Here is a 26,793-nt window from a genome sequence, read left to right on the forward strand (position 1 = left end):
GGGACAGGACTCTTTTTTGCCGCTTCATCGTTAAAAATAAGCGCTTAGAATGACTAAACTTATTATTTTTAACATCGAATCGCCTAAAAAATAGTCGCTGTCAGTGCCATGGTCGAATGTTCAACACGCTCTAGTCTACTTTTATCATTTATCGGACATATCGCTATTGGCTTTCTTATTTAATGTGCTATCTTTTTCTAGGTTTACATTAGTATCGGACTGTTCGGTGACAGTAGCACCTTCTGCCAAATAACTGCCGGTCGTCAGTTGCATTGTCGCTTGCGTATCCTCTGCCGTACGACTGCGGGCTTTGTCCAAGCTCGATGCGAATGCGCCGCGTATCAGCTGCCACATAAAACCGATAAACAAACCGATGACCAGTACCACCAATATTGGCAACATATTGGCAATCGCGCCTGCAAAGTCTTTCATCATAACAGCATAGACGACGCTGATACTGGCTGGTGCAATCTCACTAGAGTCACCAAGCGCTGTGCCTGGCGCCAATAACACTGCAAACAGTATCATCCAGCTCATACCACCTAATGGTTTGGGCAATATGCGAGCGACTAGCAACCATAACACCAACACCAAAATGGAACCACCAAGATACGCATACATTGGCAAATCGGCGGGCGGTACGTTTTTTACCATTTGACCCCACCAAATGGCAATCTCACCGAGAATGTCACTGATAGATTCTAATGGTAAGCTATGTAAGATGTTTTTTAACCAGTCCATGCGTGTTTCATTACCTGCGTTTATCACCGGTGACACGTTGTGTGTCTAACAGTGTATGGTGCGTTCTGTCGTACCAAAATAAGATCAAATACATAATCGATGCATACATCATGTGCTTTTCTATCTGTATTTTTTTATGTAGATGTCATGGGATGTCAGTTTATCACGACTTTCTACCCAAATGCATGTGACCAAATGTGTCATGAGTGTTTTATCCATGGCATTGTAAAGATCACTCTCTCAATCACCTTGCCACAACCGTCTTGCCAACAAGCATACCAATCGTCACTGCTATCTAGTCGTAAAATGTATCTAGTCGTAGATATTGTCTTGCGCTTCACGAGCGCGTAGCTCTGCTTGGCGGCGCATGACATCTTGTGGTGGCATCTGCACAAAATAACCTTGGGACTGAAGCTTTGCCAGTACTTCTTCTTTATCAACACGCGCCAGAGTGGGCGTCGTTGCCAGATCTAGGTGCATGACAAACTTGCTACGGCCTAAACCTGCACGAAAGTCTTTTGGCAGTACGCCAAGCCAATCTTTGATCTCATCGGTATCATCGGGATAATCAGGGCGCGCAATATATACATACATGTCATCATGTTTGGGAAATTTATAAATATCGCAATGCATAAAAACCACCTATCAGAAACTATGGTCGTAGGTTAGCATATTTCAGGCAAACACCAGTAGTCGCTTTGCGTGTTGCTATGGTAATTTTTGCGCCCATACATCATTTTATTGATTCTCAAAACGGCTGATAGAGATAAAAAACACCATCTTGCTAAGCGTCTTTCGTGAGCAAATGTCCTAGTGAGCAAACATTTTTGCCAAATTCATTTGTTTTAATGGCGGTGATGACTTGTAAAAGCGCTCTGAACCTTTCATAATAAAAGCGTTTTTCAGGAGAGAGTCTGTCGGCACAGTTTTTGTATCAAAACCTATTGGTAATACAAACTTACAACTGCCATACGACCACCGAAGGCGCATCCACCCTGCCAATCGCTCAGGTAAAAGGACTGAAAAACACATGTCACTGTTGTTTGGTAGTGTTTGCTAGCATCACGCTCATAGCGCTCTACTTTATCAAACGTCAGACATAACAAATCTGGAGAGTGGTAAGAACGGACGACGTCTTACCCACCGAAGGGGAGAAAATACGCAATCATTCATTGAAGCTTTATATAATTGCTCACAAATGAGGCGTGTTGAAAATCTCAGGTCACAGGACAGATAGGGCTTTAGCTTAGATAGACGTTCAGCGTCTGTTTGGCTTGTGTCTTTATCTTTGCTTTCTGTGTCACCCTTTGATGTAATATTGCGCCTTGCAATATTGCTTCTCGCTACTTTTACGCTGCACATCAAAGCCTACTCTATCGAGTACGACTGATGTACACATAAGGATTTGTTATGACTGATAACCATTCTCAAGACATCACTTCTCAAAACGATCAAAGCCAAGCTCCTCAGCGCACCCCTTTTTACCAGTCTCATCTTGATAGTGAGGGCAAACTGGTCGATTTTTCTGGTTGGGAATTGCCAATTCATTACGGTTCACAAATCGAAGAGCACGAAGCGGTACGGACAGATGCCGGTATGTTTGATGTCTCACATATGGTTGTCACAGATATCAAAGGCGCAGATACTAAAGCATGGCTACAAAAACTGCTCGCAAACGATATCAACAAACTCACTACCGCTGGTAAAGCGCTGTACTCTGGCATGCTCAATGAGCAAGGCGGCGTCATCGATGATTTGATCGTCTATCTTATGAATGCAGAGGAAACTGAGTACCGTATCGTCTCTAACGCAGCCACTCGTGACAAAGACTTAGCACAGTTTAATAAAGTCGCCGACGGTTTTGATATTGCGATTACCGAGCGTCCTGAGCTTGCGATGCTCGCCGTTCAAGGTCCAAATGCTATTGAGAAACTGGCTCAAGCCAAACCAAACTGGGCCGATACCTTAGCAGCACTAAAACCTTTCGTTGGTGCTGACTTGACTGATATCGAAGGCACCGATTGGTTTGTGGCTCGTACTGGCTATACTGGTGAAGATGGCGTCGAAGTCATTATGCATGCCGATGATGCCCCTGCTTTTTTTGAGCAGCTAAAAGCAAATGGCATCAAACCTGCCGGTCTTGGCGCACGTGATACCTTGCGTATGGAAGCGGGTATGAACCTTTACGGTCATGACATGGACGAGACCATCAGCCCTTACGAGTGCAATATGGGCTGGACGCTAGCGCTTAAAGACGACCGTGCCTTTGTCGGCCGTGAAGCATTGGTCAGCAAACGCAAGCAGGCAAAAGAAGACAACACCGCTATGAAACAAGTAGGTCTGCTATTGACCACGCGCGGCGTATTGCGTGAAGGCATGACAGTGACTATCAATCAGGGCACTGACAATGAGCAAACTGGCATTATCACCAGCGGTACATTCTCCCCTAGCCTAAAAAACTCCATCGCGATTGCTCGCGTGCCTGCCAGCTTATCAGAAGATGATCACGTACAAGTCGACCTACGCGGCAAAGGTAAATTCGTTGATGTACGCGTATTGAAGCTACCTTTTGTCCGTAACGGCAAGCAACAGTTTGACTCGTAGGTCTTATAAATCTTATTATTAGAGCGCGTTGTCGTTTTAGACATAATGATAAAAACGACGACACGCCCAGCCTCCATTACTTTTGTTAATTAACCTCTATCATTTAGGAGAGAGACCATGAGCAACATCCCAGCAGAGCTAAAATATATTGCAAGTCACGAGTGGCTGCGCTTAGAAGACGACGGTACGATCACTGTTGGTATCACTGACCATGCGCAAGACCTATTGGGTGATGTGGTGTTTGTTGAGCTACCAGAAGTGGGCGATATTATCGCTGTTGATGACGAAATCTCAGTTGTTGAATCAGTAAAAGCCGCCTCTGACGTATACGCGCCTATCTCAGGCGAAGTCATCGCTATCAACGAAGCACTAGAAGATGATCCTGAAATCATCAACTCTGATCCATATGGTGAAGGCTGGTTCTTTAAAGTGAAGCCTGACAACATCGCTGACTATGAAGCACTGATGACCGCTGACGAATACGAAAGCGAATTATAATAACCGCCCTTGTTTAGCAGAAAGACAGTAGCTAAACCAAAATAGCAGCCAAACTTGTAGATACTGGCAAAAGCGGGTATCTACATCTCCTATTTGATACCCCTTTCTTATCAGCAGGGTTGATTCATAGATGACGCCTTTGATAACAAAGCAGCTTTATATATAGACCACCAAAAACCATTATCGTCCGATGTTATTGCTCTCAAGCGTTATCTCATTGACTCGTATTGATCACCTATTCGAATTCCAATGAATACGTACTATCAATAACGACGCAAACTGATAACCCAATTCTCAGCATGGATCCTAATATGAATGCCAACACCGATAATAAAGACCCCATCGCCACACCAAACCATACACCGCAGCTACAAGCCTTTCGCGATATCGTAGAATCACGCCGTTCCGTGCGCCGTTTTACTGACACGCCCATCCCTGACGACGTACTGGCAGACTGTCTGCGTTTGGCCATGCTAGCACCAAACTCTAGCAACTTACAGCCGTGGGAGTTTTATGTTATCGATGATACTGACAATCGCAAACGCGCCATCAAAAACTGTATGAACCAAAACGCGGCAAAAACATCGGCGCGCTTAATCGCTATCGTTGCTCGCACCGACATCTGGCATGAGCATGCTCAGCAAATATTGCGCGAATACCCTGATCAGCCAGTCCCTAAGAAAGTGAAAGACTACTATAACAAAGTCGTTACGATGGACTTTTTGCGTGGCCCTGCCAATGTGATATCCGCTGCAAAATGGGGCGCCACACAAGTGGTCAGACGCGTCAAAGGCCCTCTCAAATCGCCTTACTATACCTTTGAAGACACCAAAAACTGGGCAACCAATAACACCGCCCTTGCCGCCGAAAACCTAATGTTGGCACTACGTGCTCATGGTTTTGATAGCTGTCCTATGGGCGGCTTTGATGAGCCTGCCATGAAAGCGTTGCTCAATCTTAGCGACGACCATCATATCGTGATGATGATTGGCGCAGGCGAGCGTGCTGACAATGGCGTTTACAACACCCAATTCCGCTTTGACCAAAAACAGTTTGTGCATTACGTATAACGTACCGCTCACAGTGTTTCCTTAACTGCTCACAATGTTTTCTTAATTGCTATTTTGTTTATTACTCCCTTAACCAAGGATTGTCATGACTATCTCTCAAAACCCATCGTTTGATACCTTTCAAGGATTGTTCAACGAAGCTGAATTTGTCTATCGCCACTTAGGTTCGAACGAAACCAAGCAAGCTGACCTACTCAGCGCTGTTGGTTATAAAGATATGCAAAGCTTTATCAATGACACTGTGCCTGAGCCGGTACGTTTGCACAAAGAATTGGATTTGCCAGTGGCGATGAGTGAGCATGCGGCACTTGCCAAACTACGCACGATGGCAGATGACATCACTGTTAACAAAAGCTATATCGGTCAAGGCTACTCTCCTGTTCGTATGCCTGCCGTCATTCAGCGCAACGTCCTTGAAAATCCAGGCTGGTATACCGCTTATACCCCTTACCAAGCGGAAATCGCTCAAGGTCGTTTAGAGGCATTGCTAAACTTTCAACAAGTATGTATCGATTTGACTGGTCTTGAATTAGCTGGTGCATCATTGCTGGATGAAGCAACGGCAGCGGCAGAAGCAATGGCGATGTCAAAGCGTGTGAGTAAAAGCAAATCAACGCAGTACTTCGTCGATGAGCGTGTCTATCCACAAACGCTAGATGTCATCAATACTCGTGCGAAATACTTTGGTTGGGACGTGGTCGTTGGTGATTTTGAAACGGCCAAATCAGGCGACTATTTCGGTGCGCTATTCCAGTATGTTGGCGTAGAAGGCGACGTTAAAGACTTAACAGACGTCATCGCGGCCGTAAAAGAAAACAAGACTTACGTCAGTGTCGTCAGTGACATCATGAGCTTGGTGTTATTAAAATCACCAGCCGATATGGGTGCGGACGTAGCGCTAGGTAGCACACAGCGTTTCGGTATTCCAATGGGATTTGGTGGTCCACATGCTGCTTATTTTGCGTTCTCTGATAAAGCAAAACGCTCAGCACCTGGTCGTATCATTGGCGTATCTAAAGACGCACAAGGCAATACCGCATTACGTATGGCGCTACAGACGCGTGAGCAGCATATCCGCCGCGAAAAAGCCAACTCAAACATCTGTACCTCACAAGTATTGCTCGCCAATCTCGCTGGTATGTATGCCGTCTATCATGGTCCAAGTGGCGTGAAGCGTATTGCGACTCGTATCCATGCGTTTGCCACCGCCTTTGCTGATGCCATCACAGCAGCGAATGACAGCAGCTTAAGCGTGGTACACGATCAATTTTTCGATACAGTCGTGGTTGATTGCGGCTCAGAGAAGCTAGCTACGCAAATCTTTAAAAATGCAGACAACGTTGGCTACAACTTATGGCGTCTAAGCGACACCAAATTGAGCGTTGCCTTTAGTGAAACCAGTGATCAGCAAGATTTTGGCGTATTGACTCAGTTATTCGTCAACAAGTCACATGATCTACCTGAAACCGCTCGTATCTCACTTGACAGCGCACACCTGCGTACAGATGATATCTTGTCACATCCAGTATTCAACTCGCATCATACCGAGCATGAAATGCTGCGTTATCTCAAGTCGCTTGAAGATAAAGATCTAGCGATGAACCGCAGCATGATTTCACTAGGCAGCTGCACCATGAAGCTCAACGCCACCAGTGAGATGCTACCGATTACTTGGCCTGAGTTTGCTAATGTGCATCCATTCGCACCGCGTGACCAAGTCACAGGCTATATTGCGATGATCGATAGCTTACAAGATCAATTAAAAGCCATCACTGGGTTTGATGATGTCTCTATGCAGCCAAACTCTGGCGCTTCTGGTGAATATGCTGGTCTGCTCGCGATTCGCCGTTATCACGCGTCGCTAGGTGAGAACGATCGCGATGTTTGCCTCATTCCAATGTCAGCGCACGGTACCAACCCTGCTACTGCCATGATGATGGGTATGAAAGTCGTCGTGGTCAAAACCGATGAAAACGGCAACGTTGATATTGAGGATTTAACCGCCAAGTGTGAAGAGCACAGCGAGCGTTTGGGCGCTTTAATGATCACGTACCCATCGACACATGGCGTGTTTGAAGAAGGCATCCGTCATATCTGTGATTTGACTCACAAGCACGGTGGTCAGGTCTATATGGATGGCGCCAACATGAATGCTCAGGTAGGCATGATGCAGCCTGCAGACGTTGGGGCTGATGTACTACATATGAACCTGCACAAAACCTTCTGTATCCCGCATGGCGGCGGCGGTCCAGGTATGGGTCCTATCGGTATGAAGGCGCATTTGGCACCCTTCATGGCCAACCATACGCTAAGCCCTGTTCATAACGCGCAAAAAGACTGCTCAGCGGTATCGGCGGCGCCTTATGGTTCAGCGAGCATCTTGCCAATCTCATGGATGTACATTGCCATGATGGGCCGTGATGGTCTACTAAAAGCAACCGAGCTTGCCTTGCTAAACGCCAACTATGTAGCCGCCCAGCTAAAAGACCACTACCCTGTATTATATACAGGTAAAAACGGCCGCGTGGCTCACGAATGTATCATTGATATTCGTCCGTTAAAAGAAGAAACTGGCATCACCGAAAGCGATATTGCTAAACGCTTGATGGATTACGGTTTTCACTCACCAACGATGAGCTTCCCAGTCGCAGGTACACTGATGATTGAGCCAACAGAGTCTGAGTCTGTCGAGGAGTTGGATCGCTTTATCAGTGCGCTGAAATCTATCAAAGCTGAAGCGATGAAAGCAAAAGCGGGCGAAGACAACTGGACGCTAGAAGACAATCCACTGGTCAATGCACCGCATACCGCCGCTATGATTACTGGTGAAGAATGGACGCACCCATACAGCCGTGAGACTGCTGCATTCCCACTGCCTTACATCCGTACAAACAAGTTCTGGCCAAGTGTCGCGCGCGTCGATGATGCGTACGGTGACAAGAACCTTATGTGCTCTTGCCCAAGTATCGAAAACTATATGTAATTATCGTTTTCGATAACTGCTCGTTTATTTTATAAAAAACCGCCAAATCAGTCGCTGATTTGGCGGTTTTGTTTTATGCGTGCATTGTTAAATTTCGACACGGTCAATGAGACTTAACCGCCCAACCAACCTTTATTCAAGCCACAGTCTATCCAGTTCACTTTCATCTGATCTGTAATATTAGCATTGGGATAAGTAAACGCCGCACCATCAAGATAAAGCGCATCGCCAATCTTATAAGGTTTCCCTTCAAATAGTAATACTTCCTGAGCGTCATCCCATGAAAAAGACGTATCCGCTAATACTAGCAAAAGACTATTATCTTTTGTCGGCACCTCGTCACTATCCCTAGTCAAAGCAAGGCAGTTATTGATAACTGTCAAATAACCCGCTGTCATCGCTGTAAATCGACCATTATGTTTAGTTGGGGACCAAGTAGCAATTTGCAGAGGTGTCTTAACTGCTACAGGTTCGCTTACTACTATCATTTCTGGCATCTCTACCTGAACAACTGGTGGTCTCTCCGCTCTATAAGTGGTACAACCTGACAGCGTAACAATGGCTAACATTGAGATTAAAAAACTCAGATAATTTGACAACCCTTACCCCTAAAGCGCTAATATAAGATGTCTGTCTATCCGCTCATTTTTATAAACAAGCGTCGATAAAAAAATCTTATAATGCTACTCATTTGGATATTGTTATGCAACGAAAAGACATGGCACAAAAAGCGCCTAAACGAAAAAACCTTGTGATTTTGATACATGGTTTGCATCAAACGACTTGGATGATGCGTCCCTTAGCGAAGCGTTTACAAGCGCAAGGCTTTGTCACCCATCAATACAGTTATCGCAGCATGCGCGACGGTATCAAAAACAACAGCCAGCGACTACATGAGTGGCTGAGTGCCAACCACAATCCCGATCAGCCGATAGATTTGGTCGGTCATAGCTTGGGTGGATTGATTATTCGTGATTTTTTGGCCAATTATCCCAAGTGGCAAATTGGGCGCTGCGTCACGCTTGGCACGCCGCATGTAGGGAGTGTTTGCGCCGATTACGTATGGCGTTTGAGCCCTTTGATTGTAGGACGTTCTTATGTTGATGCGCTCGATGGTACAGCAACGTCCTGTCCTGAACATATCCATCTAGGCGTGATTGCAGGCGATAAACCGCGCGGCTTAGGACAACCTTTTTTGCAATATCATAATCGCAAACTGAATAAAGAAAGCGAATCAGCAGCCACAGAAAACTGTGCTCATGATGGTACAGTTTACGTCAGCGAAACACGTCTTGACTGCGCCAACGACCATATCGTACTGCCTGTGACCCATACAGGCATGCTAGTCGACAAAGAAGTTGCCCGGCAAGTGATTTACTTTTTAGAGAATGGTGAGTTTGAACGCTAGGGCGTGTTATGCAGCACATAACACGCGTAGATGGTATTGAATAATGAAAGAGAAAATTAAGCTTGCAGTCAGGTGCTACTCTAAAGAAAAAACAGATAGTGGTGCTGACTAGTTTACAAGGCGCTGATTTATTTAAACAATAGACCATGCAAATCCAGACATCAGCGCTTTGGCTGGCCACGGCTTCTTTTTACCTGATGCCCATCCCTTGCTGCAATTCAGTTTTATGCTTGCTGATCACTGGAATCAACGTCTGGATGACCCAGTCATTGCGCCAGCCTTTTAACCCTTGCGGTAATTCGCTGAGATCTTTATCAAGAGCAATGACTTCATATAGCTGTCCTAGCCATTTTTTGCGCATTAAAACGCTGCTAGGCACGCCAATAGCCTTAGCGTGATCATCAATCGCTTGCTGCACTGCTTTTGACAAGATTTTGTTTTTTGAGCGATATGGCGGCACAAGACAAGCTGGATGCTCAGCAGGTGGTAGGCTTTTGGCTTCTCTTATTATCTTAAGCATCTCTTCGCCGTATAAGCGCAGCATACTACGGTGCATCGTCGTTTTGTGCGCCAGCTCACGCATGCTGTTTGGTTTTTCAGTGACGATCTCGCGTACCGCTTGCTTTTTAATGATAAACGTACGTGGCTGGTTGGTCGCACGTGCCAGCTCTTCTCTCCACGTCGCAATCCCTTTGAGTATCGCCATTTGCTGTGAGTTATAACGATAATCTGCCATCGTCAGATACATCGCTTCATCTTCGACGTGCTGCAAGTCATACAAATCACTGGCATAAAGCTGACAGTCAGCCCAGACGTAATCGTATAGGCCTTGTGCCTTAAGCGCATGTTCGATACTGAGATACAGCGCTGGCAAATAACGCACATCATCGATGGCATATTGCTCTTGCTCGTCTGTCAACGGGCGCTGGAGCCAATCAGACTGACTGTGCTCTTTATCGATATGCATATCTAGCTGATCTGCCAACGCCTGCTGATAGCCCATTTGTAATTGACCGGTTAAATAAGACAACGCAATTTGCGTATCAAAAATATTGGTCAATGGTGGACAACCAGACAGCAGATAAAAAATGCCCAAATCTTCGCCGCAAGCATGCCAAATAGCTACATCGACTTGGCGCAAGGCCTCCCACAACTCAGACAGTTGCAACTCAGGCGCATCTAGTAAATATACGTGATTACCCGTATTTAACTGTACGAGTGCCAAACGCGGATAGTAAGTGTCGCGCTTGATAAACTCAGTATCTAGTGCGACGCGGCCACAAGTTGCCAAGGCATTGATCACCTCAGCCAATTGGTGCTGCTCGCGCACCCATGTGACATCAACAGCATCAGCGACATCCAACAGTGCATCGATATCAATTGCATCAACATCCAGTGCATCGTCATTTGATTCCGAAGGTGTCGTCACTGATGTCATCTCAGTATTAGCTGCTTTTTGTGATGAGTTATCAGTAATCTCAGAAGGGTTTGATTTGACTGAAGCGTTTGAAACGTTGTTGGACACGGGCAGATACCTGCATAAATAGGAGAAAATAAAACGCGATACTGCGTCTTAATAAAATGAAAAAGGAGAACAATAATAAAGCAATTATAACAATTTCACGAAATGAAATGGGTAAGACTTTAATGCAAGCAAAACCTTATAAAAAAGAGCGGTTTTGCATGGCTTGACCCAGCGTCATACTATCTAGATACTCAAGCTCGCCGCCCATCGGTACCCCTTGTGCCAAACGTGTGACTTTATTGACATGACGACTGACCGCCTCGCTAATAAAATGTGCGGTGGTCTGGCCTTCAACCGTCGTACCTGTCGCCAGTATAATCTCTTCAATAGGCTCTTGCTTGACTCGCCATACCAGCTGATCAATATTTAAGTCATCTGCACTGATTCCATCAATCGGGGATAAGTGTCCGCCAAGCACAAAATAGCGACCACGATACCCTGCCGTTTGCTCGATTGCCATCACATCTGCTGCTGTCTCGACCACGCATAGCAAACTGTCATCACGTCTAGGGTCTTGGCATAGAGGACACACCGCTTCATCACTAAAGCTATGACAGCGCTGACATTCAACGATATCGCGCATAGCTTCATCTAGTGCTTGGGCAAGCGCCATGCCTTGCGGACGTTTTTTACTAAGCAAATGTAGTGCCATTCGTTGGGCACTTTTTTGACCGACGCCTGGCAATATACGCAGCTGTTTGACCAGCTGATCAAATTTGGCTGTAAGCAAAGTAGCTTCCTTTAGTTGATTTTATTTAACTAAATTTATAAATCGTAGCTATAAAAATGGGGTCGTATCGTGTCGATAACAACCCCATTTTTGTGTTCAGTCTAAAGTATTTAATGCTTAGAACATACCTTGCATACCTGGTGGTAGACCCATACCTGAGGTCGCGCCAGCCATGGTTTCTTCGTATAGCTCATCCGCTTGACGCACCGCATCATTGATAGCAGCAGCGATAAGATCTTCGATCATATCTGGCTCATCTTCTAGCAGACTTGGATCGATGGTCAAACGCTTGACCACATGGCGACCAGTCATGGTGACTTTAACCAGACCACTGCCCGCTTCTGCTTGCACTTCTTTGTTCGCAAGCTCTTTCTTAGCATTTTCAACGTTTGCTTCTACTTTCTTTTGCATCGTTTGTGCTTGTTGCATCAATGCTTGAATGTTCATAGCTGCCTCTTTGTCTTATAATAATAAATGGGATAATTTAAAGTTTAAAATAAAATACTGACGGCATTATACCGCTATCTTTACAAACTGTCTAAACCACGCGCCAAATCTTTGATAATATCTTCGACATCTTCCAAACCGACTGATAGACGAATCAGACCGTCTTTCACGCCAGCTTCAGCACGAGCCTCAGGGGTGAGACGGAAATGCGTGGTCGTCGCAGGATGGGTAATCGTGGTTTTAGCATCGCCCAAATTATTGGTGATGGAGACCATTTGAGTCGAGTCAATCACATGCCAAGCCGCTTCTTTTGTATCGCGGCTGTCAGATGCTTTGACTTCAAAACCCATGATAGCACCGTAACCGGCTTTCATATGATGCTGATGGGTGGCAAGCTCGTGTGCAGGATGGTCACTTAGGCCAGAGAAATGCACCGTACTAACGTTAGGATGATTGACCAAAAATTCTGCGACTTGATTGGCATTGTTACAATGCGCTTGCATTCGGAGTTTTAGCGTTTCAAGCCCCTTGGTAAATACCCAAGCATTAAACGGACTCATGCTGATACCGCCTGAGCGTACCACCGTGAACGCTTCTTGCATCAATTTGTCACTACCAACCAACGCTCCGCCAAGTACTCGGCCCTGACCATCCAAATATTTGGTTGCAGAGTGAATAACCACGTCTGCACCCAAATCTAGAGGACGCTGCAATGCTGGCGTGGCAAAGCAGTTATCAACGACCAGTAGTATGTCATTGGCTTTGCACAGCTCGCTCAAATAACCGATATCACAAATCTGCGCCAATGGATTACTTGGACTTTCACAATAGATCACTTTGGTATTTGGTTGAACGGCATTGGTCCATGCATCATTGTCAAAGCAATCAACATAGCTAACTTCAACACCAAACTTGGCCATATAGTTGTTAAACAGACCGATAGACGAGCCAAATAACTGATTGGCAGCGAGCAGATGGTCGCCCGCTTTTAGGTATGCCAAGCACATGGTTAGGATTGCACCCATACCAGAGGCCGTTGCAACCGCACGCTCTCCGTTTTCTAGCGCAGCGAGACGACGCTCAAAAGTACGGACGCTTGGGTTGGTATGACGAGAGTAAACGTTTCCTGTCTTTGTACCGTCAAAATGTGCCGCAGCATCAGCTGCTGATTGATAAACATAAGAGCTTGTCGTAAAAATCGGCTCTGAATGCTCGCCCTCGTCGGTACGGTGTTGACCTGCCCGCACAGCGATGGTTTGCATACCGTAATCTAATCCTAAATCTAAGGCATCGTTACGCCAGTTTGGATCTAACCCATCGTTTGAGTTTTTTTGGTTCAAATTATTCTCATCTTTCGTTTGCGACTGACTCATAGACGTTCCGTTGCTTTGTTTTGGTTGGTATAAAAGGACTGCTTATTTTTTTGATTATTAAGCAAATTCATCAGCGTTATCATAACATGCCGACTTATTCCACACATCTGGTTTCAGATAACATCTAATTATTAATTTTGCCTATTAAAATAACTGGATGTTCAATATGACAGCCATTATGCAGACTTAACCGACAATAAATCACGATAAAATCAATCGTCAAACCTAACAAAAATAACGTATTTATAATAGGCAGATATGCTAACAGCTGCTAAGCTTAGCGACGATTTGAATTTTGGCGTTGGTGATATTTTTATAGACCGTCCAATCAATGCTATCATCCTTAAAAATAGATGAACAATTTCAGCAAATTACTTATCCATTCATTTTATTTATCAGTATATTTAGGCTCATCAAGGTAAATTCGTTATGTCGATGTTCAGTATAGAACCAAGCAGCTTATCGTTGAGTCTGACACTTGGGCTGACTTTAGGTCTGAGCGCTTGCCAGAGCCTACCCAAACAGCCACATCTACCTGAGAGCCAAGCGCTATCAGCGCGAGTCAATGCTTTATACCAACAAGAAGACAGCCCAAAGATTGAGCAAAATACAGCGACTACAACCAACAATACTGATCTAGTGGCCGCTGTTAGTGCGCAGAATGAAATTCATCCTGATTTGTCAGGCTATCATCCGATCGTCACTGGGGCAAATGCGTTTGCCGCCCGTAGTATGTTAACAGGTATGGCCACGCGCAATATCGATGCGCAGTATTATATTTGGCATAATGATCAGGCTGGCCAACTGCTATTAAAAGACTTGTGGGAAGCGGCTGAGCGCGGTGTGATCGTGCGTTTGTTGTTGGATGATTTTAATAACAGTGCAAAGTTTGATCAGCACCTATTACGTTTTGCAAGCCACCCTAATATCGCGGTGCGTATCATCAACCCATTAATGCATCGTAAATTTTCAACATTGAACTACGTCACAGGTTTGCCGCGTATCAATCGCCGTATGCACAATAAAAGCATGACGTTTGATAAACAGATTACCATTATCGGCGGACGTAATATCGGTAATGAGTACCTGAGTAACGATCAAAGCAGCCAGTTTGCGGATTTGGATGTTTTACTGATTGGTAAAGTCGTCGCAGACATTGATAATAGCTTTGCCAGTTACTGGTCATCGCCGCTGTCGTTTGACATCGAAACTTTAGCCAAGTTCGACGATGACGTCACGCCTGATTTTTTGAAGGCATTAGACAAGCTGGGTATAGATGAGGAAAATAACGAAGGCAGTAGCTTGACGGTTTATAAAGCCGCCATCAAAGACTCGACGATAGACACTGATCTGATCAACAAACGCGTGCCGTTTCGTTGGACAGACATGCAGTTTTTGAGTGACGATGTTGGCAAGCTGTCCAAAAGCGTCTCATCTGAGACCAACTTGGTGCATCAACTGCGTACGTTACTCGGTAGCCCAACCAAAAAGCTGACCATCATCTCGTCTTATTTTGTCCCGACCAAAGATGGGGTCGATACTTTGGTGAAGCTCGCCGAATCTGGCGTTGATATCAAAATATTAACCAACTCATTTGATGCAACCGACGTGACCGCTGTTCATTCTGGTTATAGTCAATGGCGCCCTAGCCTGCTGCGGTCAGGCGTAAAAATATACGAGCTAAAATCAACGGCAGCTGAAGAAAAACGTGACAATAAACTCTGGCGTGCACGCAGTCAGTCATCAACCAGCCTACATGCAAAAACGTTTGCGGTAGACGACTATCAAGTGTTTATCGGTTCCTACAACGTTGACCCTCGCTCTGCCAATATCAATACTGAAATGGGTGTAATCATCAATGATGATGAGTTGGCAAGACAGCTGCACGGGGCGCTGAGTGATGATTTACTAAACCAAGCTTATGAAGTTAAGCTGCTAGACAACGGTAGCTTGGAGTGGCACACCATGGAAGATGGCAAAGAAGTCGTTTACGAGTCAGAGCCACGGGTCGATATGAGTGATCATATCTGGCTTACTATTATGTCTTGGTTACCCATTGACTGGCTACTGTAATATGTAAACTCTTTTCTAAATAGTCCCTAAAATTGCAGGATGTGCAGTTTTGCTTTTGTTAAAAGCCAAATCCTGTAATCAAAGTTCTTATTACAATACACAAAATTACTGTTCCGGCGAATCATTGTTTATATACTTTGATTTGCCGGTTTTTATCATGGCCGATTATCTAAACGATGATCGTCTTAATGACCACTTTACTCCGTGGATGCGTGATCTATTATGCCGACTCGTTCTCAATACGCCCTGATGTCTAAAAAAGACAAAAATACAGTCATATTCGTAAGCTTTATCAGCGCTGTAATCTTTTTTGATTTCTTGATTTATTTGTACATTGCAGACATTGTCTCATCTGCTATTTTCCCCGCTAATAACGATCCTACGGTTGCTAAGCTGCAAGGAATGGGGCTGTTTGTCATTGGTTACTTGGCTCGGCCATTTGGTGGTATTCTGTTCGGGCGTTATGGTGATCTCAAAGGTCGAAAGCCGACCTTTTTCCTGAGCATAATCGTTACGGCAGGTAGCTTGCTCGCAATGGCGTGTCTGCCTACTTATGCGCAGTGGGGTGCGCTTGCACCTGCGTTATTCATATTGCTGAGAATCATACAAGGTATGGCATTTGGTCTTTACGCACCGCTATCTTGGGTATTTGTGGCGGAGCATGTCCCTCGGCAGTATTTGTCAGTGGCTTGTAGCTACGTTACGGCTAGCTTTTTGGTAGGTGTACTGTTCTCTAATGCGTTTTTTCTGTGGCTGACTGACTTTATGACCACCGTACAGCTGACTGATTATGGCTGGCGTTTGCCGTTTTTTGTTGGCGCCTTACTAACCTGTCTGCCATTGTTGGTATGGCGATTGGTTAAAGAGACTCCGTTTTTCTTGGCGTTAGATAAGCCAAAAACTGGTAAGAATCTAGGTAGACCATTTACGGTATTATTCAAGCGCTGCAAACATTCTATCTTTGTCAGTATGGTACTGACTATAGTGATATCAAGTATCACCTCCGTCATTGTCCTACTACTGCCAGAACTAATAGAAATCAACTTTACTTTAGACAGTGATTTGTTTAGCTTTTCTCATAGCTTGGGCATCGTATTTATGATTCTTGGCTGTGTCTTTTATGGCATGATCTCGACCCATGAGAACTTTGGTAAAATTTTGGTCATTGGTTCTGTTTTACTTATCGCTCAAACACTGGCGTTCTTTTATCATCTGCAGGCGGGTGGCGACTATATATTAATCATGTATGCATTGCTAGGGTTCTGTGCCGGTATCGTGGGCATGATCCCTGCCATTTTAGTGCAGCTATTTCCGACCAATGTACGTCTCACCGGCATTTCTTTTTGTTATAATATTACCTACGGTATCGTGGGTGTGCTGATACCCTTTGGTCTTGGTTACGCCACGACACTCATCAGTTTCTCGCCAGCGCTATATATTGCCTTTGTGGGCTCTATCGGTATTATTATGGGGCTTTATTTCTATAATTTGCCTGAATTCAAAAAGATTGATCATGTTATTTTATAAATAATAGATCAGTCACTAATTCGAACGATGTTTAAAACTAAGGTGCAATGAGATATCTCATTGCACCTTATCCATTTGTTTAAGACACAGATATTAAGGCTTGATAACCATGGTTGATATGACCAACAAACGCCTCTCTGTTGCGCCAATGATTGATAGTATCAACCAATCACTTTAAGGCTTTACAGACAAACGCTTTCAGGTTTTTTGTTTTAACTCATGGTACGAATATGGTACGACAACTCACTCAAAACCTAGACAATAAAAAACGCCCCACCAAATTAATGATGGGGCACAGGGTAAACCTATTCAAATGCTACCAACCTTCTTTTTTGGCCTTTGCATAAGCGGCTGCTAGTTTTTGGTCGTACTTGTTGATAGCGTAATTACTGCCATTGTAGCCTTTTGCAAATCCAGCCCAATCATGACGCTGCAATTCATCGACCAGATAATTTACTTTGATGTATCGACACATAGCATCAAGCTGTTTTGCCTCGCTCTCATACATGGCATCAATAAAGGCTTTCAGTGATGGATAGCCTAGACTTTCATAATTGAAGCCCATTACTTGACCTAAACCCCATGAGGCTGACAAGTGGGCTGCTTCCCAATGCAATGATTCTGCAATCGCTAGTTTTTCATACTGGGACCGCGCGTTGTAATCCCCTGGTGACTGATGGCAAATATCAGGGAATAGTGCGCTAAGCTGATCGCGCTTGGTAAAGTAATTCGCTTCACCTAGATATTTCCACATTTTGTGACGTTCAAATAAGATGGTTGGTCTGCCCTCATCATCAAAACCGCTTGAGCGAGCTTCAACATCAATAACCGTTTTTAGTGTCGCAGGTTCTACGCCTAGACCTTTTGCAGCAGTGATAATATCAGAGCGGCCTAGTTTTGGCTTGTTTTTTGTGCAGCCATCCGCTTTAGTTAATACGTTGACAGCTTTTCCTGTATTGGCAATCATACTCTCAACGGCTCGAAGTGAACCACCGCCAAAATCCCCGTCAATCTTGCCATGGTAAAACCCTGCATTAGATAACGCTGTCTGCGCTTGTACTACATGACCGTAAGCCATTTTTACCCCCAAAAAAACCTCAATTAAGCGGCTAAGTTATTTCGGCAACCATTTTTTAATCTTGCGTTTGATGCCCTCGAAAAACATCACGATAGTCTCGACAATGCTATCTATGAGTGTTGATGTTAGGACGTTAAGCAGTGACTTAAAAAACTTAGGTGCGCTTTGTTTGATTTCCTCAATTAAAAACTGACCAGTTAGACCGATGCCGCCACCAATGGCAGCATGGACTGTGACAAACTCCATTCCTTTAGTTACAGCTAGATATTCAGATAGTGCGCTAGCGATGAGCATTGACAGCATTGTGAACAAGATTGCTATTCTAATGCCGTAACGCTCGACCGGATTCATAGCTAGCGATCCGATTAGGCAGCCGCATATAGCCGCCAATATTTGAAGTAAAGGCGACTGTAAAAGTAAATTTACAATTTCCACCTTTACCCCTCATTGGCTAATTCGTCTGCTACGATTCGAACTGTTTTCATTCGCTTGACTGACGCTAGTAAGCACATAACGCCATGTAAGAAGTAGATTGGAACGGCTGTGGATAATGGAGGGTAATCACTTGCAAAGATGCCTGACAGCGCGATAAACACCACTGACGACAATGCTAGTCCTATTGCTGACCGCCTATCTGAGCGTAAAGACTTCTTAACGAGTGCGAACCAACAGCCAGTGCCGAGAATAAACATTGCTATCCATACCCATATTGAGGACACGTAAGTAAAACCGCGATATGGGTGCTGCAAGATAATGTCGGCCGCGCCAATGATAAAGATGATCGAGAATGACCAAAGCATACCGACGTTTGCAACTTCAACTGGCCTTACACTATTTGCTGTTGGAAATATCCAATCTATCAACTCGTCAAACTTAAAAAAATAGCGGCCTATCAAGCCGCATTGATTACTAGGCATAACGCCCCCTCAAATTTTAGTCGTAAAAAAACCACTCATCGAGTGGCTAGTAACCTGCGATTGCTTTACTGTCTTGTAGTTGTTGCAGCAATGACATTAAAGCGTTTTCTTGATTTTCGGCAACTTGTACCGGCACTGATGTACCGCCAAGCCTTAAATTAACGTCAATGGTTTTCGTTGACCGCGGCTGACTATCAAAGCGCCCATACTCTTGCGTTGTGATCTGCGCTGTTGCGGTTCTTGCCGCTTCATAATTATCACGTTGCCTGTCATTTTGGCGCGCTTTCTCTGCAATTTCGGCAAGATAAACTGTCGCTGATTTGAATTTGTCCAGATCAGCTGTTGTCATTATTTGACCTTCTTGGAAGCCTTGCAGCGTGCCAAAGTCGAGCTTGCCACTAGATGTGCCTTGTTTTGCGTACAGCTTACGCGCTTCCTCAATAGCTTGAGCTTCTGATAATCCTTGCGATTTCAAAAAGTTTTCAACGCCTAACCTGGTGCCAAACTGATCACCAATAGCCGGCGCTTCTTCTTTGCCGTAAATTCGCAAGTTTTGCATCGTCGTGCGCTCATTCTCGACCGCTTGCGCTTCTTTGACCGCTTTAATCTTAGCTTGCAACTTATCATAAGCGGATGACGCATCATTAGCGGCGCGTACCATGCTATTTCCTGCACTGCCTGCGCTGCTCGATATGCCGTCGTATGCTGTACGGATACCATGGACTGAGCGAGTGACATTATCGTTTGCGGCCTTAGCCTGTCCCATCTTTTCAAATGTGACACGGCCTGTTTCATCAACTGCGACTGTTAACCCTCGCTGCGCTGCTTCAGCCTTTAACTGCGCCGTCACCACATCGCCATTAGCTGCTACTGCTGCCTTGGCGTACTTCTTAAATCCGTCTGCAAGCTGACCTGCGGTGGCTTCACCGTCTTTGACGATGATACCGTAAGCCTGCGTATATGCCTCTGCCTGTTTCGCTGCCTCAGCGCGTGTCGTCAGACCTAAAACTTTGTAGGCCTCATTGACTGAGTTAACACCATCTGTCAATGCGTCAAGGCGCTCATTAGCCAAGTCAAGACCCGCTGCCAAGTCTTCACCTGTAAGCTGCCCTTGCTTGCCTAAATCTTCCCACATTAAGATAATATCTTGCAGCTCGTCAGTGTTTTTAGCCTTATTGGTCATGTCATTCAAGGCAGCAAACAGCACCTCACCTGTTTGATAACCTGCATCAGTCAGAACATCGAAACTATCTGATAGCTCTAGCACCGATGCTTTTGCATCTGCATAACCTTGCGTAATGCCAACACTTAGCGAGTCAGCAAGCTCACGATAGGTTTTATCTAAAGCTTTTGCTGCACCCTGCGCTGATGCTGACGCTGCTTGCTCATCAGTCATTTTTTCGACAATAGCCTTACCTGTCTCACCGATAGCAACTGTCAGATTGCGTTCTGCTGCCTCTGCTTGTAGCGCTCCCAATGCTGACTCACCGTAAGCTGTTATCTGAGCATTAGCCATTTTGGTAAAAGCACCCTCTACAGCGTCGGCTGACGCCGTACCACTTGCTGTCATTGTGTCATAAGCGTCTGTTGCTGCCTTAGCCGCAGCGCCCATTCTGTCTTGAGCTGACATGGCTGCATCATCAAGCGCTGCTTTAGCGGATGACGTGAAGTCTAATATTGCTTGGTCTGCTTTAGCGTAGGAGCTTGTTGCTGCCTCATCCAAACGATCAGCAAAATCCTTTAAAGATTGAGCTGCTTCGCCAAATGTAAGCATTGATAACCCGCGAGCTAGTACAGCCACAAAATTTGCAGCTACACCAGAAACAACATTTAGGGCAATACCAATAGTCTCAAATCCATCATTGATAGCGCCAAGTACAATGCTTACACCCTGCATAGCTCTTGTGATAAGACCTACTTTTTCTTCTGCTGTTTCCGAGCTGTTAGTAATTGCACCAATCCAATCATTAATCTGATTGTATGTATCGACAATCGTTTTCCATAATGTGCCAACCGTGGTTATCAGCTGATTGAATATTTGGTTAACAGCCGCAACTGTTGATGGGTCCATATTGCTTAGACTATCACTGACTGAGTTGACGGCATTAGCTAGTAACGAGGATTGATTTACCGACTTATCCATCTCACCGACAAACTCAAAAATTTGGTTTTTAGCTACCTGCAAAGCATTGCCAACCGTATTAGGCAGTGAACCAAACTCGCTCGCAATCGCCTCTCCTTGCGACTGCACTGCATTAATGACGACCTCTGATGTTAGCTTGCCATCTTGTGCCAATGCTCGTAATTCACCACGAGTCACGCCTAAACCGTCAGCCATAGCCTGAGCTAAGCGTGGGGCCTGCTCCATGATGGAGTTAAATTCCTCACCACGGACCACACCTGACTGCAAACCTTGGATCAACTGAGTGATTGCAGCGTCAGCACTGGCAGCACTACCACCAGATAGCTGAATAGCCTCGTTAATGGTGCGAGTGATTTCCAATACTTGCGATTGCGCTAATCCTAACTCTTCACCTGCCTGTGATATTCGGGCAAATAATTCACCCGTGCTTTCAATATTACTAAATGTCTCATTAGCAATCTGTTTAACGCCTTCAAAGCCTGTGACAAAAGCAGCACCCTCACCAGTCGCTAATTTAACGCGAGCCTCTAGTGTTTTAAATGCGTCCGACACTTCGATAATCTCAGCGACACCAATACCAAGGCCTGCTGCTGCCAATAGACCTTGCAATCCGCCAAATGCGCCTTTTAGCTTATCAACACCACCACTTAGACCTCCTGTGCTGGTATCTGTCCGTCTTATCGTGTCATCAACACCGTTCAGCTCATTCTCTAGCCGTCTGATCTGCTCCTCGGCTGCGCGCGTCGCTCGCTCAATCTCAGCAGCGGGGCGACCACTATTGTTCTGAAAATCTACCAATGCTCGACTGATGCTATCAATCTCACCACGTATCGTCTCAGGCACTCGGATGTTAGCCATACGATAGAGGGAATTACGTGCATTGTCAGCGGTCGTGCTAGCTCTATTCATTGCGCCTGACAGCTCGTTTGCTAAACTAACACTGGCGCTGCGAGCTTCGTTTAATTCAGTCTCTAAACGGTTCACGTTGGCTGCTGCTTGTTCTAAATCTTGAGGCGACGCCCCTGTTTGGCTTAATCGTACTGCCTCAGCTCTAGCAACTTCTAACTGTCTGCCAAGGCGGGTAACTTGGAGCGCAGATGCCTGCATAGCCGCCTCGACCTGCTCGCCTGATATGTTGGCACCGGCACCCATCTGGCGTAGCTGGTCGGCTGTGGCGCGAATCTCACTTGTTAAACGACTGGCATCAACATTGGCAAGCCCTGCTAGCATCGTAGTAGCTCGCTCAGTATCAGTATTCATTTGTGCTACATTACGCTGCACGGATTGGGCGTATTGCGTAAACTTATCACGCGCTTGATTGATGCCGTTGTTAAACTGCTCATTGAGCACACGCAACTGCACGTTAAAATCTAAATCACCTGCCATATGGCGCACCTCAAATTATAGGCATAAAAAAGCCCACCAATTAGGTGAGCTTGTTGATTTATTCGTTGTTTATTTAAAGGCGCTTGCCCTATCAGGCTTTGGCAGCTTGCCACTCTTGATGTTTCGTTCGCTAATGTGGTAGCGGTTTAAGCTATCACAATCGATAAAGACAACTGGTGTTTTACCTGGCTTACTTTTGTTTTCAGATAGTCCAGCATAGTGTACAACCTCATTTGGTGCTTTTCTGCCAACCAAATGCACTGCTTTATCTAGCAATTGATTGATACGCTCAAAACCATCATCGCCCCAAACCTTGTGAGCTGTTGGCCATTCTTTTAGCGTCATGTAATTTATATCAGTCATAATTTACGTCCATATTTGTGTATTTAATCAATCGGTACACTTTTTGACTAACTCATAATATTTAGCGTGCGCCTCATACTTACCAATAACATCTTGTGTGATACTGGCATCAGGGTCTGCCATGAATTTTAAGTACCCTGCAAGCTCTGAATCCATACCTACCAATAAATTCGCTTGCGCCCTTGTAAGGCATGGCGTTACAACAAGTTTATCTGCCTCACGCCTTAATGCTTGCATATCTTGAACCACGTTAGATAGTGCTATCCTTGATGTTCTGCTCGCCACTATACTAGCATCGTTCCATCGATCCATAACATCATCAAGCTTAGCTCTATCCTCTTTCTGCGCATTAAAATCTTGGTATTCAACACCAACTTCCGGCTGAGATTCTTTAGCTGTTATTATCTCTTGCGCGGCAACAGGCATGCTCTCTAATTCCTCACGATCTTGTTGAATTTGAGTATTTCTTGCTTGATCTATCTCTCGAATTTTAATTTGATTGCGCAAAGCCTCAGTCTCAGCCATACGCACAGCCCTAGCCTTCTCGGATTGGGCGCTACTATAGTAATTAAAGCCTATCAAAGCCAATAAAAATACAGCTGCGATAATTACTATTTTTTTAATATCCATAACAATCACCAAAATTATATTTACTCAATCTTAGTTGATTGTTCTTTGTTACGCTAGTCTTTCATAAACTCTTTCCAGCCTTTCGCGTCTGCCTGCGATACTCGCATAGCGATAGCCATATCTTTGATGTTTTGCTGATGAGCTTTAGCAAATGCTTTAGATAGCCCCCACCATTCACCAAACGCCATATCTAAGACATCGTGCTCTCTGAGTCCGATTTTGTAGAATGGTAGTAAGCTGTCGAACCAAGTAACGCTAACTGCGCCCCTAGACTTTTTAGGGGCATGAAAATCTGACGCATAAAAAAATCGCCACTATGGGCGACGACCTCCTGCATCACTTGCAGCATCTCAAGCGGCTCAAGCTCTCGGTAAAAGGTAGGCGTTTGGTCTGTTAGTACCGATGCTAATATGACCGTTTCATCTGTATAGCTGCCAATCAGTGCTAATAGCTCGCTCTCAGGCAGTCCTTTATTTGCTTTTACGATACGCTCAAACTCAGCCACGAATGGTGTAAAGCCCCGTGTCACTTCGTTTAAATTTTTAACTTTGACGCGCTTGATAGCAATATCGGTATCAGCGACGCGGATCACTTTCTCTGTATTGTCTGTCATACTTCAATCTCCACGAATGGCAAGTCAGGCGCTTCACTGACTATCTGACCATCCCTGATAAATACCTTTGTTTGCAGCTCGTAAGCTGCGCTTGATTGCACGATAGTGTTACCACCGCCCTGCATGGTGACGGTATAGTTTGAGCCGTTACGGTCAATGACGGTCGCCAATTGCTTAGCCCCCTGCTCAGTGACACCTTTGAATAACTGCCATAAATTACCGCTAGCCACTGACGACCTCCTTATCAAAATGACGCTCAAAATCTGTGATCTGCTCAACCTCAAGTGCTCGGTTGTTATTAAGTCTGCCAGTAATATTTGTTCCTCTGACCATACCTACCCACGACTCGCCATCATTAACACCAACAAGTGTCGATGGCAGCAAAACACCAAAATCGCTATGCAACGGCATTGAGATACCGATGTTACCAATATCGCCTGTGTCGCTCAGTATTGCCTCACCACGGCTAATAGCGGCCGCTGTGTCGGTCATTAAGTCGCTAGTGACCATAGGCGGCTGATAACCTCCGCTTGTGCCTGTGCGCTTGATTAGAGCGCCGATACCGTTATCATTCTCTCCGTATATCGTTACCCCATTATAAGCGGGTTTATTGACACGGCCACGGCTGCGGCTGGTGATAAGCGACATCGGTAGCTCGATGCTCGGTGTCTGCGCTGCCCACTCCCAACTTGGTACTGGATAGTGTGCGAGTACGTGCAATACATCAGCACTCATATCAGCATTGATAAAGCCACCTGCTGCCTCGGCTATCCACTGCAACGAGTTGATAGGCGTCTTGTTTGAGTAGCTATAAGCGTTAGCCGGTACATTCCAGCCATTGACCCCTGCAAGCTGCCAATCAAGTGTAAAGCCACTAGGTACACCAAAGCGGTTTAACTCGTCCTCTGCAATCTGTCTTGCGCTCATAGCTGTGTCGTACTTAAAGCCACGTTGAGCTGAATACGGACTCGCTAACAGCATAGCGCGTGACTTACCTTTAATCGTCAATGAGCTTTCGCCAAATGACGCGCTATCATCACAACTATCTAAGATAAATCTCCATAGATTGCCGTTACAAACGAAATCAACGCCTATCTGCTGCTCTCGTGCCGTATCGACCTTTGATAGCTCAGACAGTGGTACAGTCGCACTGAATGACCATGTATAGCTGTTACTATCAACACCCACGCTAAAGCCTAATAGCTTAATCTCACGCCCATCATCGGAGCGCGTTAGAGCTACGCTGTTTGTCACAAATATAACTCCCTTATTATACGCCTCGCCTTTTTCGCCGATTAGCAGATTGAGTAACGCGGTAGCGCTTAGCGTAGTATTTGCGCTGACTGCGATAGATGACGCTTTACCAAACACTTTAGGCTGACACAGCGTTATATCCAAATCTGGATTTACCGCCAGCGTCTTGCGCCTACATGGCCTTGTCTCCATCGCATCGGCATCGGCTGCTGATAGCTCCAGCACCCCACGAGGCATGGTCAGAGGCATTGCTAGACTGCTAGACGCACCCCTGTCAGCAATGCGCCTGTGCATCGGTAACGCTAATTCGTCATTGTAAACATAGTGACGTAAAGCACCGCTACCGCACTCCCAGCCTGCAATGACTTGCTCTTTGAGTATGACGGTCTGAGACAGCGGCGGCGGTACATAACGTAATTTGCTAAATGGCAGCCTTGCTGTTTCGATTAAAAAATCGGTACGGGTATTTAATAAACGGCTGTATTCGTTATATGAGCTTAGTTTGTCTGTCACTAGCTCGGCGTATTCCGCACCTAATGTGCGCTCGATTTGACGCTTGAGCATCGCCTCAAAGCTGTACCACTGTCCTTGACCAATCAGCTTTGATTGCTCATATTGTAGCTGTGACTTGCTAGCAATAAATGCTTGGTATTCCGCGCCTTGCTTACTGCTATCGCCTATCAGTTTTGATTGCTCAAAAGATACCTGACTACTTGAGTGTAATTGCTCGTTACCCTCAAATTGCGCCTGATTGTCAGTGCTTATCAATCTCGATTGCTGCCAGTCTGCTGTTGTATTGCTGACTAGCTGCTCGTTACCCTCAAACTGCCCGCCTCTATCAATGCCCTGTAGTTTTGCATCTTGCATGTCGCTAGATGCGTCAGCAATCAGCCCTCTAAACACATTCGCGTCATAATCGACAGTCGCGCTTGCGGTAGCGTTTAGATCGCAATGAGCAATAACCGATACGCTGACCTCAACGACCTCCGCTGTCATAGTTGCTGACGCAGTAGGCGTTATGTCTGCTACTGCTGCGATAGCGACCGACACATCGTCACTGACTGGCGGTATCACTGGCGGCACATAACCGCCCGTGGTTGTGCCAAGTTTGCGCGTCAGTCCTAGTGGTAGCGCACTCGCTGGCGGTTGGTTGCTTATACGCTCAGATAGCGGCAACGGTAGCGCATTGGCTGTCACATATACCAGCGGTACATACGTGCCAAGCGTCCGGTCGAGCGACATATACAGCGCATTAGCTGCTGGCTGCTCACTGATTTTACGCTCAAGCGGTAGCGGCAGTGCGTCAGCATACACGTATTTAAGGCGCGGCAGGTCGCCCAGCTTGCGCTCAAGCGGTAGCTCTAGCGCACTACTAACACGATTAGCGCTAATGACACGCTCAAGCTGTAATTTTAATGAGCTTGCCATAT

24 protein-coding genes and 2 riboswitches are annotated in these 26,793 nt (G+C 45.5%); of the genes, 7 read left to right on the forward strand and 17 right to left on the reverse strand.

Annotated features, from left to right (window positions below; genetic code table 11):
- Positions 1-144 precede the first annotated feature (144 nt).
- Complete coding sequence (locus BTW00_RS05180) at positions 145-741, reverse strand: hypothetical protein (RefSeq protein ID WP_075106534.1); 597 nt, start codon at positions 739-741, stop codon at positions 145-147.
- Between the two features lie 312 nt (positions 742-1,053).
- Positions 1,054-1,374: a YcgL domain-containing protein gene (locus BTW00_RS05185; RefSeq protein ID WP_075106535.1), complete on the reverse strand. Its 321-nt coding sequence runs from the start codon at positions 1,372-1,374 to the stop codon at positions 1,054-1,056.
- 260 nt (positions 1,375-1,634) lie between these two features.
- Positions 1,635-1,773, forward strand: a riboswitch (glycine riboswitch).
- Between the two features lie 66 nt (positions 1,774-1,839).
- A riboswitch (glycine riboswitch) is annotated at positions 1,840-1,984 on the forward strand.
- A 167-nt stretch (positions 1,985-2,151) separates the two neighbouring features.
- Between BTW00_RS05185 and gcvT the strand changes: the two genes are divergently transcribed.
- The 4 genes from gcvT (at position 2,152) to gcvP (ending at position 7,896) form a co-directional block, all read left to right on the forward strand.
- Entirely contained in the window at positions 2,152-3,345 is a 1,194-nt protein-coding gene (gcvT, locus tag BTW00_RS05190; protein WP_075106536.1) for a glycine cleavage system aminomethyltransferase GcvT, read from the forward strand.
- 117 nt (positions 3,346-3,462) lie between these two features.
- Positions 3,463-3,843: a glycine cleavage system protein GcvH gene (gene gcvH, locus BTW00_RS05195; RefSeq protein WP_071001880.1), complete on the forward strand. Its 381-nt coding sequence runs from the start codon at positions 3,463-3,465 to the stop codon at positions 3,841-3,843.
- A 311-nt stretch (positions 3,844-4,154) separates the two neighbouring features.
- A complete protein-coding gene (locus tag BTW00_RS05200) occupies positions 4,155-4,913 on the forward strand; it encodes a nitroreductase family protein (RefSeq protein WP_075106537.1) in 759 nt (252 codons plus the stop codon).
- An 85-nt stretch (positions 4,914-4,998) separates the two neighbouring features.
- Positions 4,999-7,896, forward strand: a complete 2,898-nt coding sequence (gene gcvP, locus BTW00_RS05205; protein WP_075106538.1) for an aminomethyl-transferring glycine dehydrogenase — start codon at positions 4,999-5,001, stop codon at positions 7,894-7,896.
- A gap of 113 nt (positions 7,897-8,009) precedes the next feature.
- Here the strand turns inward: gcvP and BTW00_RS05210 are convergent, their stop codons facing one another.
- A complete protein-coding gene (locus BTW00_RS05210; protein ID WP_143506546.1) occupies positions 8,010-8,495 on the reverse strand; it encodes a hypothetical protein in 486 nt (161 codons plus the stop codon).
- A gap of 104 nt (positions 8,496-8,599) precedes the next feature.
- Between BTW00_RS05210 and BTW00_RS05215 the strand changes: the two genes are divergently transcribed.
- Positions 8,600-9,304: a triacylglycerol lipase gene (locus tag BTW00_RS05215; protein ID WP_256714008.1), complete on the forward strand. Its 705-nt coding sequence runs from the start codon at positions 8,600-8,602 to the stop codon at positions 9,302-9,304.
- Positions 9,305-9,494: 190 nt separating this feature from the next.
- On the opposite strand, the gene BTW00_RS05220 is transcribed toward BTW00_RS05215, so the two are convergent.
- The 4 genes from BTW00_RS05220 to BTW00_RS05235 all read right to left on the reverse strand — a co-directional run bounded on the left by BTW00_RS05220 (position 9,495) and on the right by BTW00_RS05235 (position 13,379).
- Positions 9,495-10,829, reverse strand: a complete 1,335-nt coding sequence (locus tag BTW00_RS05220; protein WP_256714009.1) for an HRDC domain-containing protein — start codon at positions 10,827-10,829, stop codon at positions 9,495-9,497.
- Positions 10,830-10,965: 136 nt separating this feature from the next.
- A complete protein-coding gene (gene recR / locus BTW00_RS05225) occupies positions 10,966-11,559 on the reverse strand; it encodes a recombination mediator RecR (protein ID WP_075106540.1) in 594 nt (197 codons plus the stop codon).
- A 117-nt stretch (positions 11,560-11,676) separates the two neighbouring features.
- Complete coding sequence (locus tag BTW00_RS05230; RefSeq protein ID WP_025651278.1) at positions 11,677-12,006, reverse strand: YbaB/EbfC family nucleoid-associated protein; 330 nt, start codon at positions 12,004-12,006, stop codon at positions 11,677-11,679.
- 80 nt (positions 12,007-12,086) lie between these two features.
- Positions 12,087-13,379, reverse strand: a complete 1,293-nt coding sequence (locus BTW00_RS05235; protein ID WP_075106541.1) for an O-succinylhomoserine sulfhydrylase — start codon at positions 13,377-13,379, stop codon at positions 12,087-12,089.
- 429 nt (positions 13,380-13,808) lie between these two features.
- On the opposite strand from BTW00_RS05235, the gene BTW00_RS05240 reads away from it, so the two are divergent.
- Positions 13,809-15,452 (forward strand): phospholipase D family protein, encoded by a 1,644-nt coding sequence (locus BTW00_RS05240; protein WP_075106542.1) that lies wholly within the window; start codon positions 13,809-13,811, stop codon positions 15,450-15,452.
- A 222-nt stretch (positions 15,453-15,674) separates the two neighbouring features.
- Positions 15,675-16,979: an MFS transporter gene (locus BTW00_RS05245; RefSeq protein WP_075106543.1), complete on the forward strand. Its 1,305-nt coding sequence runs from the start codon at positions 15,675-15,677 to the stop codon at positions 16,977-16,979.
- A gap of 316 nt (positions 16,980-17,295) precedes the next feature.
- Here BTW00_RS05245 and BTW00_RS05250 read toward each other — a convergent pair whose 3' ends face one another.
- The 10 genes from BTW00_RS05250 to BTW00_RS05290 all read right to left on the reverse strand — a co-directional run bounded on the left by BTW00_RS05250 (position 17,296) and on the right by BTW00_RS05290 (position 26,791).
- A complete protein-coding gene (locus BTW00_RS05250) occupies positions 17,296-18,057 on the reverse strand; it encodes an N-acetylmuramidase family protein (RefSeq protein WP_083603578.1) in 762 nt (253 codons plus the stop codon).
- A 36-nt stretch (positions 18,058-18,093) separates the two neighbouring features.
- Positions 18,094-18,408 (reverse strand): hypothetical protein, encoded by a 315-nt coding sequence (locus BTW00_RS05255; protein ID WP_218609005.1) that lies wholly within the window; start codon positions 18,406-18,408, stop codon positions 18,094-18,096.
- Between the two features lie 86 nt (positions 18,409-18,494).
- Entirely contained in the window at positions 18,495-18,974 is a 480-nt protein-coding gene (locus BTW00_RS05260) for a hypothetical protein (RefSeq protein WP_075106545.1), read from the reverse strand.
- 46 nt (positions 18,975-19,020) lie between these two features.
- Positions 19,021-22,503: a tape measure protein gene (locus tag BTW00_RS05265; protein ID WP_075106546.1), complete on the reverse strand. Its 3,483-nt coding sequence runs from the start codon at positions 22,501-22,503 to the stop codon at positions 19,021-19,023.
- A 69-nt stretch (positions 22,504-22,572) separates the two neighbouring features.
- The gene (locus tag BTW00_RS05270) at positions 22,573-22,866 is read right to left on the reverse strand and encodes a hypothetical protein (protein ID WP_075106547.1); all 294 of its coding nucleotides are present in this window, start codon (positions 22,864-22,866) and stop codon (positions 22,573-22,575) included.
- 27 nt (positions 22,867-22,893) lie between these two features.
- Entirely contained in the window at positions 22,894-23,496 is a 603-nt protein-coding gene (locus tag BTW00_RS05275) for a hypothetical protein (protein WP_075106548.1), read from the reverse strand.
- A 53-nt stretch (positions 23,497-23,549) separates the two neighbouring features.
- Entirely contained in the window at positions 23,550-23,684 is a 135-nt protein-coding gene (locus tag BTW00_RS14170) for a hypothetical protein (RefSeq protein WP_256714010.1), read from the reverse strand.
- A gap of 2 nt (positions 23,685-23,686) precedes the next feature.
- Complete coding sequence (locus BTW00_RS05280; protein WP_075106549.1) at positions 23,687-24,109, reverse strand: hypothetical protein; 423 nt, start codon at positions 24,107-24,109, stop codon at positions 23,687-23,689.
- Entirely contained in the window at positions 24,106-24,339 is a 234-nt protein-coding gene (locus tag BTW00_RS05285; RefSeq protein WP_075106550.1) for a hypothetical protein, read from the reverse strand. Before BTW00_RS05285 ends, BTW00_RS05280 begins: the two co-directional genes overlap by 4 nt.
- The gene (locus BTW00_RS05290) at positions 24,332-26,791 is read right to left on the reverse strand and encodes a hypothetical protein (RefSeq protein WP_075106551.1); all 2,460 of its coding nucleotides are present in this window, start codon (positions 26,789-26,791) and stop codon (positions 24,332-24,334) included. Before BTW00_RS05290 ends, BTW00_RS05285 begins: the two co-directional genes overlap by 8 nt.
- Positions 26,792-26,793: the final 2 nt, after the last annotated feature.

This window comes from Psychrobacter sp. C 20.9, assembly GCF_001921765.1.
Classification (GTDB): domain Bacteria; phylum Pseudomonadota; class Gammaproteobacteria; order Pseudomonadales; family Moraxellaceae; genus Psychrobacter; species Psychrobacter piscatorii_B.

Bases quoted from the DNA above. Each gene is read 5' to 3' on its own strand.
- BTW00_RS05265 (WP_075106546.1), bottom strand. From the start codon at position 22,503: ATGGCAGGTGATTTAGATTTTAACGTGCAGTTGCGTGTGCTCAATGAG.
- BTW00_RS05280 (WP_075106549.1), bottom strand. From the start codon at position 24,109: ATGACAGACAATACAGAGAAAGTGATCCGCGTCGCTGATACCGATATT.
- BTW00_RS05260 (WP_075106545.1), bottom strand. From the start codon at position 18,974: ATGCCTAGTAATCAATGCGGCTTGATAGGCCGCTATTTTTTTAAGTTT.
- BTW00_RS05290 (WP_075106551.1), bottom strand. From the start codon at position 26,791: ATGGCAAGCTCATTAAAATTACAGCTTGAGCGTGTCATTAGCGCTAAT.
- BTW00_RS05275 (WP_075106548.1), bottom strand. From the start codon at position 23,496: ATGGATATTAAAAAAATAGTAATTATCGCAGCTGTATTTTTATTGGCT.
- BTW00_RS05180 (WP_075106534.1), bottom strand. From the start codon at position 741: ATGGACTGGTTAAAAAACATCTTACATAGCTTACCATTAGAATCTATC.
- gcvP (WP_075106538.1), top strand. From the start codon at position 4,999: ATGACTATCTCTCAAAACCCATCGTTTGATACCTTTCAAGGATTGTTC.
- BTW00_RS14170 (WP_256714010.1), bottom strand. From the start codon at position 23,684: ATGGCGTTTGGTGAATGGTGGGGGCTATCTAAAGCATTTGCTAAAGCT.
- BTW00_RS05245 (WP_075106543.1), top strand. From the start codon at position 15,675: ATGCCGACTCGTTCTCAATACGCCCTGATGTCTAAAAAAGACAAAAAT.
- BTW00_RS05200 (WP_075106537.1), top strand. From the start codon at position 4,155: ATGAATGCCAACACCGATAATAAAGACCCCATCGCCACACCAAACCAT.
- BTW00_RS05185 (WP_075106535.1), bottom strand. From the start codon at position 1,374: ATGCATTGCGATATTTATAAATTTCCCAAACATGATGACATGTATGTA.
- gcvT (WP_075106536.1), top strand. From the start codon at position 2,152: ATGACTGATAACCATTCTCAAGACATCACTTCTCAAAACGATCAAAGC.
- BTW00_RS05215 (WP_256714008.1), top strand. From the start codon at position 8,600: ATGCAACGAAAAGACATGGCACAAAAAGCGCCTAAACGAAAAAACCTT.
- BTW00_RS05250 (WP_083603578.1), bottom strand. From the start codon at position 18,057: ATGGCTTACGGTCATGTAGTACAAGCGCAGACAGCGTTATCTAATGCA.
- BTW00_RS05240 (WP_075106542.1), top strand. From the start codon at position 13,809: ATGTCGATGTTCAGTATAGAACCAAGCAGCTTATCGTTGAGTCTGACA.
- BTW00_RS05270 (WP_075106547.1), bottom strand. From the start codon at position 22,866: ATGACTGATATAAATTACATGACGCTAAAAGAATGGCCAACAGCTCAC.
- BTW00_RS05255 (WP_218609005.1), bottom strand. From the start codon at position 18,408: ATGAATCCGGTCGAGCGTTACGGCATTAGAATAGCAATCTTGTTCACA.
- gcvH (WP_071001880.1), top strand. From the start codon at position 3,463: ATGAGCAACATCCCAGCAGAGCTAAAATATATTGCAAGTCACGAGTGG.
- BTW00_RS05230 (WP_025651278.1), bottom strand. From the start codon at position 12,006: ATGAACATTCAAGCATTGATGCAACAAGCACAAACGATGCAAAAGAAA.
- BTW00_RS05235 (WP_075106541.1), bottom strand. From the start codon at position 13,379: ATGAGTCAGTCGCAAACGAAAGATGAGAATAATTTGAACCAAAAAAAC.